Source organism: Streptomyces sp. ME19-01-6, assembly GCF_033793745.1.
Lineage (GTDB): Bacteria > Actinomycetota > Actinomycetes > Streptomycetales > Streptomycetaceae > Streptomyces.
The window spans coordinates 77505-91034 of record NZ_JARAXF010000041.1; the positions used below are offsets into that span (position 1 = coordinate 77505).

The 13530-nt window shown below is 70.0% G+C and carries 26 protein-coding genes; 7 read left to right on the top strand and 19 right to left on the bottom strand.

What is annotated here, in order from left to right:
• Positions 1-86: 86 nt before the first annotated feature.
• From PV419_RS46860 to PV419_RS46875, 4 genes are read left to right on the top strand one after another with little or no spacing between them, the layout of a single operon-like run.
• Positions 87-434 (top strand): hypothetical protein, encoded by a 348-nt coding sequence (locus PV419_RS46860; RefSeq protein WP_319699666.1) that lies wholly within the window; start codon positions 87-89, stop codon positions 432-434.
• Positions 434-904, top strand: a complete 471-nt coding sequence (locus PV419_RS46865) for a hypothetical protein (RefSeq protein ID WP_319699668.1) — start codon at positions 434-436, stop codon at positions 902-904. Before PV419_RS46860 ends, PV419_RS46865 begins: the two co-directional genes overlap by 1 nt.
• Positions 901-1536, top strand: coding sequence for a nuclease-related domain-containing protein (locus PV419_RS46870; RefSeq protein ID WP_319699670.1), 636 nt, complete (start codon positions 901-903; stop codon positions 1534-1536). Before PV419_RS46865 ends, PV419_RS46870 begins: the two co-directional genes overlap by 4 nt.
• Positions 1536-1871: a hypothetical protein gene (locus PV419_RS46875; protein WP_319699672.1), complete on the top strand. Its 336-nt coding sequence runs from the start codon at positions 1536-1538 to the stop codon at positions 1869-1871. Before PV419_RS46870 ends, PV419_RS46875 begins: the two co-directional genes overlap by 1 nt.
• Before the next feature lie 68 nt (positions 1872-1939).
• Here the strand turns inward: PV419_RS46875 and PV419_RS46880 are convergent, their stop codons facing one another.
• The 4 genes from PV419_RS46880 to PV419_RS46895 form a co-directional block, all read right to left on the bottom strand.
• Positions 1940-2521, bottom strand: coding sequence for a hypothetical protein (locus PV419_RS46880; protein WP_319699674.1), 582 nt, complete (start codon positions 2519-2521; stop codon positions 1940-1942).
• Positions 2522-3011: 490 nt separating this feature from the next.
• A complete protein-coding gene (locus PV419_RS46885) occupies positions 3012-3191 on the bottom strand; it encodes a hypothetical protein (protein ID WP_319699676.1) in 180 nt (59 codons plus the stop codon).
• A complete protein-coding gene (locus tag PV419_RS46890; protein WP_319699678.1) occupies positions 3184-3540 on the bottom strand; it encodes a hypothetical protein in 357 nt (118 codons plus the stop codon). Before PV419_RS46890 ends, PV419_RS46885 begins: the two co-directional genes overlap by 8 nt.
• Positions 3541-3769: 229 nt before the next feature.
• Positions 3770-4297, bottom strand: a complete 528-nt coding sequence (locus tag PV419_RS46895) for a hypothetical protein (protein WP_319699680.1) — start codon at positions 4295-4297, stop codon at positions 3770-3772.
• A gap of 166 nt (positions 4298-4463) precedes the next feature.
• On the opposite strand from PV419_RS46895, the gene PV419_RS46900 reads away from it, so the two are divergent.
• The 3 genes from PV419_RS46900 to PV419_RS46910 all read left to right on the top strand — a co-directional run bounded on the left by PV419_RS46900 (position 4464) and on the right by PV419_RS46910 (position 6093).
• Entirely contained in the window at positions 4464-4670 is a 207-nt protein-coding gene (locus tag PV419_RS46900; protein ID WP_319699681.1) for a hypothetical protein, read from the top strand.
• A 171-nt stretch (positions 4671-4841) separates the two neighbouring features.
• Positions 4842-5402 carry a hypothetical protein gene (locus PV419_RS46905; protein WP_319699683.1) on the top strand — a complete coding sequence of 187 codons (561 nt, stop codon included), beginning with the start codon at positions 4842-4844 and terminating at the stop codon, positions 5400-5402.
• Between the two features lie 214 nt (positions 5403-5616).
• On the top strand, positions 5617-6093 hold the full coding sequence (locus tag PV419_RS46910) for an excalibur calcium-binding domain-containing protein (protein WP_319699685.1): 477 nt from the start codon (positions 5617-5619) through the stop codon (positions 6091-6093).
• A 54-nt stretch (positions 6094-6147) separates the two neighbouring features.
• Here the strand turns inward: PV419_RS46910 and PV419_RS46915 are convergent, their stop codons facing one another.
• The 15 genes from PV419_RS46915 to PV419_RS46985 all read right to left on the bottom strand — a co-directional run bounded on the left by PV419_RS46915 (position 6148) and on the right by PV419_RS46985 (position 13473).
• A complete protein-coding gene (locus PV419_RS46915; RefSeq protein ID WP_319699687.1) occupies positions 6148-6432 on the bottom strand; it encodes a hypothetical protein in 285 nt (94 codons plus the stop codon).
• Positions 6429-6902: a hypothetical protein gene (locus tag PV419_RS46920; protein ID WP_319699689.1), complete on the bottom strand. Its 474-nt coding sequence runs from the start codon at positions 6900-6902 to the stop codon at positions 6429-6431. The genes PV419_RS46915 and PV419_RS46920 overlap by 4 nt, the downstream gene beginning before the upstream one ends.
• 41 nt (positions 6903-6943) lie before the next feature.
• Positions 6944-7189, bottom strand: a complete 246-nt coding sequence (locus PV419_RS46925) for a hypothetical protein (protein WP_319699691.1) — start codon at positions 7187-7189, stop codon at positions 6944-6946.
• Positions 7190-7225: 36 nt separating this feature from the next.
• Positions 7226-7378 (bottom strand): hypothetical protein, encoded by a 153-nt coding sequence (locus PV419_RS46930; protein WP_319699693.1) that lies wholly within the window; start codon positions 7376-7378, stop codon positions 7226-7228.
• Positions 7379-7646: 268 nt separating this feature from the next.
• Positions 7647-7859, bottom strand: coding sequence for a hypothetical protein (locus PV419_RS46935; RefSeq protein WP_319699694.1), 213 nt, complete (start codon positions 7857-7859; stop codon positions 7647-7649).
• A gap of 137 nt (positions 7860-7996) precedes the next feature.
• Complete coding sequence (locus tag PV419_RS46940) at positions 7997-8389, bottom strand: hypothetical protein (RefSeq protein WP_319699696.1); 393 nt, start codon at positions 8387-8389, stop codon at positions 7997-7999.
• A gap of 96 nt (positions 8390-8485) precedes the next feature.
• Positions 8486-9151: a hypothetical protein gene (locus tag PV419_RS46945; protein ID WP_319699698.1), complete on the bottom strand. Its 666-nt coding sequence runs from the start codon at positions 9149-9151 to the stop codon at positions 8486-8488.
• Positions 9148-9660, bottom strand: a complete 513-nt coding sequence (locus tag PV419_RS46950) for a hypothetical protein (RefSeq protein WP_319699699.1) — start codon at positions 9658-9660, stop codon at positions 9148-9150. The genes PV419_RS46945 and PV419_RS46950 overlap by 4 nt, the downstream gene beginning before the upstream one ends.
• Complete coding sequence (locus PV419_RS46955) at positions 9657-10505, bottom strand: hypothetical protein (RefSeq protein ID WP_319699701.1); 849 nt, start codon at positions 10503-10505, stop codon at positions 9657-9659. Before PV419_RS46955 ends, PV419_RS46950 begins: the two co-directional genes overlap by 4 nt.
• Positions 10506-10508: 3 nt before the next feature.
• On the bottom strand, positions 10509-10865 hold the full coding sequence (locus PV419_RS46960) for a hypothetical protein (protein ID WP_319699703.1): 357 nt from the start codon (positions 10863-10865) through the stop codon (positions 10509-10511).
• Complete coding sequence (locus PV419_RS46965; RefSeq protein WP_319699705.1) at positions 10862-11332, bottom strand: hypothetical protein; 471 nt, start codon at positions 11330-11332, stop codon at positions 10862-10864. Before PV419_RS46965 ends, PV419_RS46960 begins: the two co-directional genes overlap by 4 nt.
• Positions 11329-11805: a hypothetical protein gene (locus PV419_RS46970; RefSeq protein ID WP_319699707.1), complete on the bottom strand. Its 477-nt coding sequence runs from the start codon at positions 11803-11805 to the stop codon at positions 11329-11331. Before PV419_RS46970 ends, PV419_RS46965 begins: the two co-directional genes overlap by 4 nt.
• A complete protein-coding gene (locus PV419_RS46975) occupies positions 11802-12209 on the bottom strand; it encodes a hypothetical protein (protein ID WP_319699709.1) in 408 nt (135 codons plus the stop codon). Before PV419_RS46975 ends, PV419_RS46970 begins: the two co-directional genes overlap by 4 nt.
• Before the next feature lie 98 nt (positions 12210-12307).
• Positions 12308-12991, bottom strand: a complete 684-nt coding sequence (locus tag PV419_RS46980) for a hypothetical protein (protein WP_319699711.1) — start codon at positions 12989-12991, stop codon at positions 12308-12310.
• On the bottom strand, positions 12988-13473 hold the full coding sequence (locus PV419_RS46985; protein ID WP_319699713.1) for a hypothetical protein: 486 nt from the start codon (positions 13471-13473) through the stop codon (positions 12988-12990). Before PV419_RS46985 ends, PV419_RS46980 begins: the two co-directional genes overlap by 4 nt.
• Between the last annotated feature and the right edge of the window lie 57 nt (positions 13474-13530).

Sequence of the window (13530 nt, forward strand, 5' to 3'; positions counted from 1 at the left end):
ATCTCCCTGGCGGGGCTGAGACCCCTACTCGCCGGTACAGCACCGGTATTCGCAACCCACCGTAACCGAACCCTCTTGGAGGGGACATGAATCCCCGACAGACCGCCGGCACCCTCACACGAGCCGCCGACTACGTCGAAGCCCACGGCTGGCGACGAGGCAGCATCCGAGGCCCTGACGGATCCGTGTGCGCGATCGGTGCCATCAGGGCCGTCTCGGCCCCCGGACCGGCCCGGCAGACATCCCCTGAGGAGCGGGCCGCACGCACCGCGCTCGCTCAGTACCTCGAGCTGCGGCCTGACCCGAACGACCCGTCGCCGCTGGCCGCCAATCCTTCGTGCCTGGTGACCGCCTGGAACGACCAGGTCGAGACCGCTGGCGAGGTCATCACCGCCATGCGGAACACCGCCAAACACCTGACCGGAGGGGCGTAGTGACCGATACGAACCAGACGGACGACGGGCTGCGCGAGCAGTACGCCACGGCGATCCGAGCCCTCAATGACGGCGGCACCCTCGCCGATCTCGACGAGGAAGACGCCGTGTACCGCCTCGCCGATACCGTGCTCGCCGTCCGCGACCGCCGTCTCGACCAGCTCGCCGCCGGACGCGCAACGTGGAAGGCCAAGGCCGAGGAGATCGAGCGCGACCGGGACCGACTCGCCTCGCAGGTGGACCAGCTGATCCAGCGCCTCGACCAGTACGCAGACCGAGGCATCCAGAGCGGCGAACGCGCCGAGCAGGCCGAGGGTGCTGTCGCCCGCGTGCGCGCCGAGTGCGACGCAATGGAGCAGGCCATGGCCGACGGTCACGCGAGCCTCAGTCGCCTGCGCGAGCACATTGGCCGTATCCGTGCCGCTGTCGACGCCCCGAAGGCCGAGCAGCCCAGTAGGGAGGCGCGGTGAACGCGGGGGCGTCGGCAGGGCAGAAGGCAGCCGCGTTACGCGTGCAGGCCGTCCCCCGGGGCTTCAAGCGCCGGGTGCTGGCTGCGGTGGGCATGGACCGGGAGGGCGCCCGCTTGCAGGTCGACGCGGGCCGTTGGGAGGCCGGGAAGGAAGGGGAGCAGCGCACGGCCGCTCTCCTCACCCCGCTCGGCCGCGAGGGGTGGGCCGGGTTCTACGACCGGCGGATACCGGGCCTCGACCGGGCGAACGCCGACCACGTCCTGGTATCGCCGGGCGCCCGGGTATTCATGCCAGATTCGAAGCTGTGGCACGCCCGCGCCCGGGTGCGCGTCGTCCGGGGCAGGCTGATGCACGGCGACGTCGACAAGGACCGGCAGGTCGACGGCGCGCTGAACGAGGCGAGGCTCATCGGCCAGGCGATCGGCGCTGCGGTGACGCCGCTGATCGCTGTGCACAACGCGCCGGTCGACAACGGCGGGTTCATCCTGCGCGGTGTGCCGGTGGTGCCCGCGGATCGGCTGGTGGAGTTGCTGCGCCGGAACGCCGGCGCGCCGACCCCGGGCGCGGCCCGCCAGCTGGCGCTGCGCGCGGACCGGAAGCTGCCGAGGTACGTCGAGGGTGGTGGGCGGTGATGGGGCAGGAGCAGCTGGTCCTCGACATCGCGGCCGCGCCGCTCGTGCCCGCCTCCGGGCCGCGGATGTACTGGGAGAACCACGGTCCTCGAGACTGGCGGCCGGTCACCGTGCGGGTCCGGTACGGGGAGACGGCCGGCATGCCCGCCCCAGTGTTCCCGCTCGTGCGCACCGCCACCCTGGCGCCGCGGAACGTGCTTGTCGAGCGGGGGGACGGTACGGCGGCTGTCCGGCCCGTGCGGCTGCTGCGCTGTCGGCCGCCCCGGCCCCGTTTATCTAGGGTCCGCAGGCACTTCACGCAGTTCAGGCGGCCCGACCCGCTGTCAGGCAAGTAAGGCAGGTAGCGTCCAGGAAGTGGTTCGGCCGAACCACTTCCTGGACGCCTGTTCGGCGAGCAGCGCCCCTACGCGTCCTCGCCGTACTCGGCGACGTAGGCCGCGTAGTTCTCCGCGAGGACGGCCCGGCCGGCCTCTGCGGTGAGGCGGTCCACCGAGGCGACGGCAGGGATCTGCCGCTCCTCAACGGTGGTGGTGATCAGCTCGACCCGGCGGGCCAGCTCGGCGACGACACTGGGCGCCGACTCGACCAGCAGCTTCCCCGCGCGCCACGAGAACCGCGGCGCCCGGCCGATGCCGGTGCTGCGGACCTTCGTGGCCAGGAAAGCCGCATGGCGGTACGGGAGATCCGGGTTCTCGGTCAGCAGCAGGTAGACCCGCTCGGTGTCCCCGCCGTAACCGATCAGGCCGGTGCACGGCTTGATCGGTCCGTCCGTGTCCCGGGCCACCACCTCGTAGACCCGGCACTCGGTGCAGCGGAACAGGTCTGTGCTGCTCTCGTACTCAAACTCGTGGCCGCCGTAGGCGTCGTCCGGCCCGGTGGCGTCGGGGGCCGGGCCGTCGGCAGTGCGGAGGGCCTGGGTGTACTTGCCGCCCTGGCGCGCGGCCTCGCGGGCGCGCTGCGCGGCGGTGGACTGCTTCTTCGGCACGGTCGACTCCAGCCTGGCGGTACTCCCACGCTTCCCGCCGGCGAATCGGGCCGGGACGATCTGCTGTCTTCGCGGGCCCCGGAGGACCTTGGCCGACTGTGCGCCGGGCAGCGTGGGCGCCCGGCACGGCGGCGAACGGCGGTACGCGTCTGGCCGTGGACTCCACGGTAGGGCACACCGCTGCCGGTAGAACGAGCGGCACACGGTCGGGGCGAGTGCGACCTTGTTTCGGCCGAAACAAGGTCGCACGACTTCGGTTCGTTCGAACCAAGGTTGAGGGTGGGCACGTACATCAAACATGCCGCACTTGCCTGAACGACCCGGAGATACCTGTCAGGCACGGGCCACGGGAGCTTCTTGTCTCACATGCCTGACGCCCATTTCGCACCCGAGATAATAGGGGCGTACGGTGGAGGAGCATCGCAGCGCGCTTCCCACGTAGAGCGGCCCGTCGCCTGGTGATTCCAGGCGGCGGGCCGCTTTCGTGCGTTCAGGCCTCGTCCCAGTCGGGCAGCACAGCGCGGATCTTCTCGGCGATCTCTTCGTCCGTCATGTGGTCGAACGACCCGGGGACGCAGGCCAAGTAGCCTTCCGTGCCGTCGGGCATGGCGACGGTGCGTATCTCGTACTCGAGGCCGTCGTCCTGGACGATTTCGCGCTTCTCAGGCATGGCGGCCTCCGCCGTGCAGCCGGGCGTCCACGACGAGGTTGATCAGTTCGGCGATGCGCTCGGCGCTGCCCTTGACGCCCTGGCTGTCCGGGCCGCCCAGGAGTGGGGCGATCTCGTCGCCGGTGTAGGGGGTTCCGCAGGGATGCCGGCGGAGGCGTTCCTCGGCGAGGTCGGTGACGTCGTGAGGGCAGGCGTCGGCGACAGTGCGGCGCATCTTGTCCGGGTTGAACTCGGCGATGAATTCCGCGTCGGTCATGTGCTCGACCGGGCTGCCGGGCTCGTAGACGACGGTGATGTGGGTTCCGTCTGGCGCCGTGACGGTGCGGGCGTCGTAGCGCGGTTCGGGCATGCGGACTCCCCTCGCTGTGGAGCGTGGGGGGTGGCTGTATTCACCATCCGCCTGTGGGGCTGGAGGGTCAAGGGGTGCGACATGGGTGCCCCCGCCAACGGACACGTTGGGGCGTAGGAGCAGCGCAGGATTCTCGACGACCGGGCCTTACATGGACTCTGCGTTCAGGTACGGTGCAGGGATGCCCCGGCTGCTTTCCTCAGCCGGGGCACCTCACGTTCGGATGGTGTCAGGCGAACTCGACGCCGCGACCGATCATCTCCCACCAAAGCTTTCCGGCGTAGTCGCCGAGCACGGCGAGAGACGTCATGTGGGTGGTGCGGGTCATGTTGTCCAGCGTGGTGCAGAGGCTGACGACCAGGTCGGCGGTGGACGCCTGGCTGATGTCGCTGTCATCGGGGAGGTTCTTGCCGCCGGAGTAGCGCTCAGCTCCGGTGTGTCGCTTCGGCGTTGCGCTGCCAAGAAAGGCCAGCGATGTCGTGGGCTTTGACGGCACTTGAGGCTCCTCGTCGTCTTCCTGCTTGGCTTCCCACTTCGCATATTCGGTGGGAGTCATGATCTCAAAGGTGGTCCGGTCCGGGTTGTGCAAGATGATCGCGGCGACGCTCGTTCCCTGCGTTGTGAGCCGACCGCCCTTGCCGTCAGAGTCGGCGGTCACCAGCCCGAGACGGACAAGCTTCATCAGGGTGTCCCGGCGGTACACGGCCACCATGCCGTTGCCAGCCGTGAGGCCGATCCGGAGGCAGTTGCGCTGCATCTCTGTGAGGCGAATCTTCCGACCCGTTTGCATTTTCGATGTCATCGTCACTCCCCTGCTTGCCACCAGTTTCTGTTTAACAAGAATGACGCGTCACGCACCCCTTGTCAACCCATGGTGGCAGGTGGATGCTAGATTCTGTTAAACACAAACCCGAGGGGGAACGATGGGGCGACCTGCCACCGGACAGACCAAGGTCATGGGCTTCCGCCCGCCCAAGCCACTGCGCGACGAGTTCGAAGCGATCGCCGCAGCCGAAGAGCGCAGCCCATCTGATGCGCTCGTCGAAGCCATGCACGACTGGGTGAAGAAGAAGCGCCGCGAGAACGCAGATCGGCTCGAGTTTTCAAACGCCGAACCTCACGAGCGGTAGCTTCACCGCATGGACGACCTGTACCAGATGATGCAGCCCGCTGCGCCCCAGCGTCCCTGCTGCGTAGACTGCGGAGCCCCGTACCCCTGCCAGAGTTGCGGTCAACACTTCTGCTGCGACGAGTGCGCTGCCTGCGGCGGCGGCCATACCTGCTACTGCCTCTGCCCCACCATGCGAGAGGACGCCGACGCCGAAGGCATCTCGTACACCGCTGCCCGCCGACTCCTGGCCACCGCAACCGCCGAGGTCTCCCAGGACCGTACCGCCATGATGGCCGGCCTGGTCGCCCGCAGCCGCGGCAAGTTCACGGCCGAGGAGGTTGCCGACCGGCTGGAACGCGGCGGCCAGGAGTACGCCGGGTACCTCAGGGACGGTCGGGAGGCCGCGATCGAGGCCCTTGAGTACGCCTTGGAGCACGGGGTGGATGCCGTTGATGACGAGCTGGCCGCCGTCGCCGTCAGCAAGGGGATGCCGATCACTACGGACGACCTGACCGAGGCCCTGCGCCGAGTCCGTGACCACAGCCTGGTCATCGACGACGGTTCATCGGTCGCCGAGACCGCCTACTGGGTCGCGGACCGCTATTGGATGCACCGCTGGAACAACGCGCTGGACCGGGCAGGCATCGGTGAGTACGACAGGGTTGCCGGACCGAACGTGTACCGGCGGTTCGCGCTCCATGAGTGGATGGCCCCCGGCCACTCCTCCGGCAGCGTGCCCGGACTCTACTGACCGGACTGGTGGACTCACATGTTGAGGTGTCGCGTATTCCGGACTGATGCGGGCCGCAGTCACTCTGTGTCAACCGCGGATGGGTGCTCACCAGTCCCGAGGCCGGTGAACCCCTCACAACTCCGGTCACAAGTCGATCACTTCGCGTCGAACCCACCCTGGTAGGTCACAGTCGCCCACTACGGTCATCCCACCCGAAATCCCAGGGGGGATCATGACCAACCCGTACACCAACCCGCCGCCACCGGCACCCGTCAGACCTGCACCCAAGTGGGCCCGCAAACGGTACGTGCTGCCCGCTCTGGGCCTGCTGTTCTTCCTCGGCATCGGCGCGGGGGCGGCCAGCGGCGACACCAAGACGTCGGAGAAGGAGACGAAGCAGGCGGCAGCCGCGCCGAAGCCTGGGCCGACGGTCACCGTGTACAAGACGGTGACCGCGAAGCCGAAGCCGGCGCCGACCGTCACGGTCACGAAGACGAAGACGAAAATCGTGAAGGTGACCGTGACCGCGAAGGCCCCCGCGAACAACGGCTCCTCCGCGGATGACGGGGGCAGCGGGGGCGGGGGGTCGGTGTACTACGAGAACTGCACGGCGGCCCGTGCGGCCGGGGCTGCGCCGATCCACCGCGGCGAGCCGGGGTACGCATCCCACCTGGACCGCGACGGGGACGGGGTCGGCTGCGACACCTGACCGGCCTGGCCCGAACGTACGACGCCCCACCCGCGACGGGTGGGGCGTTCGTCGTTACTCCGCGGGCGGCTCCACCAGCAGCGGCACGGTGCGCTCTTCCCGCGCGGCCCCGCTCGTGGCCGGGTCCCGATACCGGTGGCCCTCAGCGTCACGGAGCGCGGCCGTATACCGGATCACCCGCTGCCCGCCGTTGTGCTGCTCGATGGTGATCGGCGCTATGTCGACGTCACGCGGGTCGACGCCATTCGCGCGTAGCCAGTCCTGGAGCGCGGGCAGCTGGCCGGCCTCGAGGATGTGGTCCCACTGGTCGGAGTGGAAGACGGTGCGTGCCTCGGTCACGATCGTGCCTCGGGGGAGGTACGGCGCCATGCAGAAATCTCGTGCTTGCTCTCGCGGTCGGGCATGACGATCCGGTCACCGCGCTGGCCGTAGCCGATGACCTGCCCCGGCGTGATGTGAGGGTTGCCGTGCGAGTCGCTGCCGCAGCTACCGCAGGGATCCCCTCGATGGCGCCCGTGTTCGCACCGGTCGAGGTCGGCGACGAGCGCGGCCCACGGCCCGTCGCTGTCCTGGGAGTCGAGAGTGGGGGGTGATGTCCTGGCGGTGCGCTCGAGGGCGTGGTCGATGCCGTGTACGGCTGCTGTGACTTTGGCGTGGAGCGGGGAGTGCATGACGCGGTCGGCGCAGTGGAGGGCGGCGTTCATCTCGGCGTGCCGGGCGAGGTGTGTCTCGGCGGCGGCGAGGGCTTCGCGAGCCTTGGCCAGCTCACGGCGGAGGTCGTTCACGGTGGAGTCATTGGAAGGGGCCATGCCTCCATACTGGCCCTGCCCGGCCGGAGTGTTGCCCCGGCTCAGTCCTGCGGCCCAGCCGATGGGCGGAGCTGGTAGTCCGGGCACTTCCCGGGGTCCCCCCACGGCGCAGTGTGAGGCTCCGCGCTTCCGCACCAGGGGCAGGGGAGCACTGGGCGGGCCTGGCTGCCTTCGATACCGCAGTAGCCGGCCTCGCCGAACTCGGCGTTGCTGTAGACGACGATGGCGGGGCGGCCGCAGGTGCACAGCTCTCCTGGTGCGGCGCGACGTTCTGTCGAGTCGGTCATGTGTGGCAGTTTGCCAGCCGCTGGCCTGGGGCCGACTCAGGCGCTGCGGTCTTTCCGCTCGTCTGCGGCCAGCTTGTCGGGTTCGGGGGCGTTGCGGCGCCAGGTGTCGGAGCGGCGGCCGGCCTCGAGCGGGTCGGCTCCGTGGAGGGCGTCGTTGAGGATCCGGGAGACGGGCAGTACCTCGGCCACTGTCCGGATGGTCGTGAGCTCAGCGAAGCACGGATCACACAGGTCGTATGGGATCTTCAGTCCCAGGCTGCGCACGGTTTCATCGACGTGCCCGCATTCGCTGCACGTCCCGCCTGCGGCTGGCTGCTGCTCCCCGCGTGTCCCCATGCCCTGATGGTGCGCCGAGGCCGTAGATGGGCGTTAGGGCGCGTTTCGGTCGCAGGGTGGCATTCCTCGACAGAGGAGAGTTGGGGCGTCACACGGGCCCACAGCCGTGCAGTGGGGACGCTCAGGCGGTGGCCGGGGGAGGCTGCTGCCCGGGGCGGAGGCACACGGGGCACGTCCACGCCCGGCCGAGGAGCCGTACGAGCCGCGTCTCGGGGTGGTCAGGGCACTTCAGCGCCGGCGCGGCGACCGGCCGGGGGGCAGGGGCGGGAGTGTGGAGGTAGGCGGCGGCCCAGCGGCGGCCCGTCTCATCCCTCTCCACTGTCGTCCTGCTCATCCTCGTCGTCCTCGCTCGATGCGGTGACGGTCTCCTCGTCGAGGAGCGGATAGCCGTTGACCTGATCCTTCATGGGGGTCTCCTCATCTCGCGATGCCCGCAGCATGCACCCGCCGACGGGGCGCCCGGGAGGCGTACTACAGGGCGCGCACGAACAGCCATGCGCCGCTGTGGCACTTCACGGTCAGCCCATCCTTCGGCTCCTCGCGAAGCGACCACTGATCGATGGTGTCGATCTCCTTCGAGCCTGACCCGACCAGGAGCCGAGCGAGCCATCCTTCGGACCCGTCGGCCCACGGCCCGTCCATCGTCACCGGCTCGACCTCGACGGGCTTCTCGGGTCGGTCGAAGTTGTCGCCTTCCGCGGACCTGATGGTGATCTGCCAGCGCACCTCACGCCCCTCGAGGGCGACGGCCAGGCCGAACGGGCGCTTGGTGTCACCGGCTTCCGCGAGCGTCGCCGCCTTCCCGGCCCTGGGGTCGTTCTTGGCGAGGTCGCGGACGAAGTTCTGGAAGCGATCGGGGCGCACTACAGGGTCCTTTCGGTTGGGTGGACGGGCTCATCGTATGGCGGTGGGCTTGTCGGGGAGGGGCAGGAGTTCGAGGGTTCGTGGCGATCTGCTCCGTCACCGTTGACGTTCCTGGGGGATGAGAACGTCCGCGCCACACCAGAGGTCCGTACATACGCCGCCGTCCGGAAGGTCGTCGGCGGCGACCGGGGTCAGCTCGACACTCAAGCTCGGGTCGGGTGCGTGTTGCAGGCAACGCAGGATGCGGCCGTCCGCCGACCGGTAGGCGACCACGCCGGGCTCGTGCGGGTATGGCTGCTCGTCTTCGGCGCGGCGCCCCCAGAAGGTGCGTCCCGCTCGATGGTCGCCGGGGTGTCCGATCGGGCGGCGGCAACGGAAGATTCCTGCATGCACAGACAGGCAGCGGTTGGGCTCCAGGAAGTGCTTGCTGGTGCCGAGGTCGCCGAGCGGCTTGCCAGGCTCGGTGGTCGGCGGGCCGCTGAGACGGTGACAGGCACACAGCCACTCCCCGGTGCCGTGCGGCACCTTGCAGTCGACCGGGGTCGGGGCGGTGCATCCGCATCCGGTGTTGCGGCGGTAGGTTTCCCAGGCGCGCGGATCGTACACGGGGTCGATGTTGGGACTGACGGTCATGATCTCTCCTCGGTGTTGTTGCTGGCAGTGGTCGGGCGCCGGGATGCCGGGCCAGGTGCTGGCGCGGTGGGCGGTCTCGAGATCGTGCGCGTACTCGACCACCCCGGGTAGCTCCGGCTCGGCGGTCACCCGGCGGTCTCGGTCTCGTGGGCGCGGATGGCTGCCATGATCCGGGCGGCCAGGAGTTCAGCCAACGACCGTCGCTCGATGACCGGCTCGCCGTCGTACCGGTCCAGTCCCAGGGCTTCACGGACCACCAGTTCGAAGCGCGGGTCCTGGCGGGCCTGGGCCCACGACGCCGCGGTCGTCGATGGGGCCCGGTCGTCCGGGTGGTGCGAGGCCAGCAGGCCCTCAAGTTCACTGATCCTGCGTTCGGCGCGCTCGTTGCGGCGTTCCTTCGCGCGCTCCCAGCCTCGGGAGAAAGCGGCCCGCCGCTCCTCCCGCGGGGCGCCGTCCAGCCAGCCGAGGAGTTCGTGAGCAGCGTCGCGGTGCTCCTGCGCGCGCTGCAGGTCGCCTTTCTCCAGCTCGGCGAGGCGGGTGAAGTCGTAGATCCAGGCGAGCTGGTCGGCGAGCTTGCCGGGGCGGTCGGCTTCGGTGGTGTCGTCGTCTTCGGGCTGCTCGCCGAGGTCGGCGGTCACTGGCTGGCTCCTTCTGTCTCGAGGTCGGCGACACTGACGACCATGCGCAGACGGCCCCGGGACGGCAGGGGAAGGGTCTCGCCGGGCGTGGGCCAGTCGTCCGCGCACAGCCCGTACGACGGCGGCTCCCAGAACTGCCCGCGGTAGTGCCGGTAGACCTTCTCCCAGTCGGCCTTGAAGTAGCAGGGGAGGAGCCCGCCGCGGTTGGGGATCGGCTTGGGCGCGGCCTCGTTCTGCGCGCGCACCTGCTCGGCGACGCGTTCGGCGTGGTCGCTGTGGCGCTTGCAGAACCAGTGGGCGGTCACCCACCCGGTACGCGGGTCCTTCTCGAGGATGCGGTGGTGGGATCCGGCGCCGCATACGCCGTCCTCGGTGCGCCAGTCCCGGGGCGGGGCGTAGGTCGCCGCCGCCTGCGCCTTCAGCGCGGCCAGTAGCTCGGGCGGGGGCTCCGGTACGCGGATGGGCACCGGCGCGGTCGGGTCGGGCTCGCTGGGCTTGGACGGCCGGGGCCGGTAGGGGCGCAGGCGCGGCGCTTCGCACGCGGGGCCGAGGTTGCACCGTTTCTGGGCCTGGTAGGGGAGTTCGTAACGGGGCGCGTCGTCGGCGATGAGCCGGTCGTAGCGGGCCTTCCGGCCGTGCTCGACGCCGAGCTTCCGGCGGGCCACTGTCAGGGGGCTGACGCCTTCCTCACGCTTCGCGAGGTCGACCGCGTACGCGACGGCGAGGAGGAGCTCGCAGGCTTCGTGACCGACGCGCGGGTCTTCGTAGATGGCGGCCACCAGCTCGGGGAACGACCGCTTCGGGCGTTGTTCCTCGGCCGGGGCGGGGACGGATTGGAGGGGCACGGGTCACGCCTCCCGGGGTTCGTAGTCGTGCCAGCTGTCGTCCTCGTATTGCGGGTCTGCCGCGCACTGGCGGCATTGGCCGACGGACACTGGCTCGTCGGCCTCGGCGTGCTGGTCTTCAGGGTGCCCGCACTCGGCGCAGCCCGCGTTATCGGCCGCGTACTCGACGACGACCGTGGTGGTACGCCGGGCGATCCGGTACTCGAACTCCGGCTGCATCCTGCGGCGCGCGGCGAGGCGTTCGGTAGCGAAGTCCAGGTCGATGGCCGTGCTGCTGCACTGCTCCCAGGTGCCGTCAGGTTGCTGGCACTGGACGAAGTACTCGACGGTCGTGCGGCACTCCGCCAGTGGGGGGTTCACCGCTGCGCCTCCAGCCTGGTGGTCAGCTTGAGCCGCGGGTGCTCGTCGCTGTCGAGCGCGATGGCCGCGTAGATGTCGGCCAGGGCGGCCCGGGCCGGGATCTCGAGGCGGGCCACCTTCACCTCGACGCCGACCCGGGGCACCGGCGCGCCGGGTGCGATACGGCCCTCGAGGTCGAGATGGTCCGCGTACACGTCCAGTTCCCAGTGCGTCAGGCGCACGGCGAGGCCGTCGTCGTAGCGGACCACGATCTCCGTGTGGGTGTTCGTCTTGTCGGGGTCGAGGCGGTCGGCGGCGTCTTCCCATTCGACGCAGTCGTGCTCGCTGGCCTCGGCGCGCAGGATCTCGGCGTCGTGGCGGCGGACGGCGCGGATGAGGCGGTCGATGGCGGGCAGGTTGGGGACCCGGAAAGCCTCCTCCCGTGCCTCGGCCACAGCCTGCTCGGCGCGCTCCAGTGGGGTGGTCATGAGGCGACTCCTGCGGTGAGTTGAGCGTGGACGGCGGCCAGGACGTCGTCCTTGGGGGTCCATAGGCCGAGCTGCCCGGTCGCGGGCACGGGCGTGGCCAGGGCCCGGGCGTCGGCGAGCTGCCAGTGGAAGTAGCCGCGCATGCCCCACGGGGCGCAACAGCCGCCGTCGTCGATGTGGACGCCGACCAGGCGGGCGGTGCCGATGATGCCCATCCGGACGTCGGGCCGCTGCTCCCAGTCCACGTCCTCGCCGAGTTCGTGGGGTTCCTTCCCGGCGTGGATGAGGATCGTCGTGCCGAGGTGCTTGGCCGGGGCCGGGACGGTCGTGGACCGGTTCTCGATGGTCTTCAGGCCGTCGCGGGGGTGGCCGTGGACGATGGCGTCGGCGAACGGCTGCCGCACGGTGAGGGCCCGCATCGGGGGGACTTCCAGGAGCACGGCCTGCTCGGCGCGCTTGATCGGGGTGGTCACGGCGTGCTCCTTTCGGTGACGGGCAGGGTGTGGGGCTCGGGGTGGTAGTCGTAGGCGAGCCCGGCGACCCAGTCCGGCCACTCGTCGGGCGTGCTTGTGTAGGTGCAGGTGAGGCGCTTGTCCGTGAGTGTTTTGATGTTTCGTCCGTCAGCTGCATTGAACGGAGAGCGCCAGAAGCCATGAACGGTGGCGCGCATCTCGCGTCGACCGTCCTCGTACCTGTTGTAGGTGAGGTCGACGCTGTCCGGGACGCATGTGCCGAACCCGTGTTGGTTGGGGAGGTCAGGGGCCTTGACGGTGAGGCGGACGATGCTGGTCTCGGAGTGGGGGCGGACGTTGATGCGGTCGGATGCGGCGAGCTGCCGTTCCATCAGGGCCGGGGCGTTGGTGTTGTCGGCATTCACGGGCGTGGGGTCCTTTCGTGGGCGGGGAGCCGGTAGGTCAGCTCCAGCAGCTCGGTCCGAGTCGGCCGGGGCGCAGTGGGAAACGGGGAACGGGCACGTCAGTCGCCCAGGAGGATCGTCACGGGCACGGCGCCCGGGGTGCGCTGGTCGGGTTCGAGGTCGAACCACTGCTCGCCCTGCTCGTTGTGCCAGTACACGGCCCAGGTGCGCTGGACCCGGTACTGGAGCTCGGCCGGTGTCGATGACCGGTCGCAGGGTTCGCCGGCCAGATCGCGGAGGAACGCCGCGGAGGCGTCGACCATGAGGGCGGGGTCGATGTGGCCGAGCGCGATGCAGCTGCTGTCCTCGCCGTAGCAGTCGAGCGCCACCCCGTCGTGGACGGCGGTCATGTCGGCCGCTGTGGGGGTGAACTGCCGGGCGGGGGTCCAGCCCTCCAGCGCGCGGGCGGTGTCCTCCAGAGCGTCGAGGACGTCGTACTGGGTGCGTTCGGGGCTGTCGTGCCAGTCGATGAACTGCTCGGGGTCGTCCGGGTCGGGCAGGCCGAGGTGCTTCGACAGGTGGGCGATGGCGGCGTCGTAGCGGGCCTGGTCCTGGTCGGTGAGGATGCGGCGGGGGTCGTAGTGCCAGCCCACGGCGCCGAGGCCGATCGCGGACAGGGCGTGGATGTGGCCCTGGATGTCGCAGGGCCGGCCCTGGGTCCAGCCGCGGCGGCTCAGCTCGTCGTGGGCGGTGTGGAGGATGCTGGCGATGTCGTCGCGGGACGGGGCGGAGGTGGTGGTCACAGGGCGCCGTCCTCAGCGCGCCGGTCGGCTATCGCGCGTACGTCGGAGGCGGTCAGGCTCGGCGAGTCACGCCAGGACGGGAGCAGCAGCTTCTCCATCTCGGCGCGGATGGCCCTGCGCTCGTGCAGCCACGCCATCCACGCCTTGTGGCCGGCCCCGCCCGGGGCTGTGTAGGTGCGACGGACCTCGTCCCACTGCTCCTTGGAGTCCAGGCCGTAGGCGGCGAGGAAGCCCGGCCCCCAGCTCATGAGTTGAGCAGGGTCCGTCGGCCAGCCGAAGGGTGGCCTGGGGCGTCGGACCCGGCGGCCTGCAATGTACTGCTGCCATTCGTGCCGCTCTCGTCTGCGGTCGGCGGCGTCCATCAGGTCGGCGGTGTGGTGGAGGGCGTGGACAACAGGCCCGAGGTCCCCGCGGCGCCCCAAGCGGGCACGGCGGGCGGTGCGGAGGCAGGTGAGTAGTTCGAGGCGGGCTTCCTCGGTCACGGCGAGTTCTCCTTGCGAAAGCGGGTCTGATCGAGTGCCCCGCGCCGGATTCGAACC